The organism is Mesorhizobium sp. P3_A9, assembly GCF_056402975.1.
Window position 1 is genome coordinate 1 of sequence record NZ_JBFUGJ010000743.1, and the last position, 925, is coordinate 925.

General features: G+C 57.8%; 1 protein-coding gene. It reads left to right on the forward strand.

Going from position 1 to position 925, the window contains the following annotated elements:
• Positions 1 to 417: 417 nt before the first annotated feature.
• Positions 418 to 660 (forward strand): DUF1344 domain-containing protein, encoded by a 243-nt coding sequence (locus AC1DX0_RS36450; RefSeq protein WP_477359419.1) that lies wholly within the window; start codon positions 418 to 420, stop codon positions 658 to 660.
• Positions 661 to 925: the final 265 nt, after the last annotated feature.

The window sequence follows — 925 nt, forward strand, 5'->3', positions numbered from 1 at the left end:
TCTTTGTTTTCACGCAATTCCCAAGGGAAAGCGCTCTGCGCTTTTCCCGAGAAAACCGATCACACTTTTCCTGGAATTGCTCTAGCCGGCGTCGAAACAAAACGTGTCCTTGTCGATTTCCCGGAACATTTTTTGTGATCCCGCAGGACAGCAAATGGGGCAGTGGCATGATGACAGTCATGCGGCATCTAACCGACTCTTTTCATGGCAGAATTCGCCGACGCGATTGGCGCGAGATTACACCAGCCCTGTTGACCCGCAAGCAATGTGTCAGAATTAAGCCTATGATTTTGTTTGCGAAAATTCACTCAACGTGATTTGCGGCCTGCAGGCTTTCCGGCCCAGTGTCGGCTCGTTCGGTGCTGTCGTTGCCCAAGGCGACGGCCCGGAAAACCGAAACAGTACGGAGTACATCCGATGAAAAGAACCCTCGTAACCACCGCCGCTCTGCTCGCCTTCCTAGGCACGGCCTATGCCGCGTCCGTTCAGGGCACCATCCAGGCGGTCGATCCGACGACCAAGTCGATCACGCTCGACGACGGCAAGATCTACCAGCTGTCGCCGGAAGCGAAGATCGRMAAGCTGAAGGTCGGCGCCAAGGTGGCTGTGACMGTCGAYGACAAGACCGGCATGGTGACGTCCATCAAGAAGGCTTCGTAGTCGCCGCGTCATGCGTCGGCAGACCTGCTGACCGGACTTTTCAGACCTGCTCCAGTCTTGGCCGGTTCCTTTGGGGATCGGCCATTTTCATGCTCCTGGTCACTCACCGCCATGCGGCCAGGGTGGCGGAACGCGGCCCCGACTGCGCTCCTATGGTTTTTGCCAAAGAGCCGCGCTATCCCTTGGCCAACGGGGGATTTGCATGGTTGGTGAACAGAAGGGGGTTCGCCTGTCGCGCCGGCTGGTGCTCGGTGCGGCTGTCGTC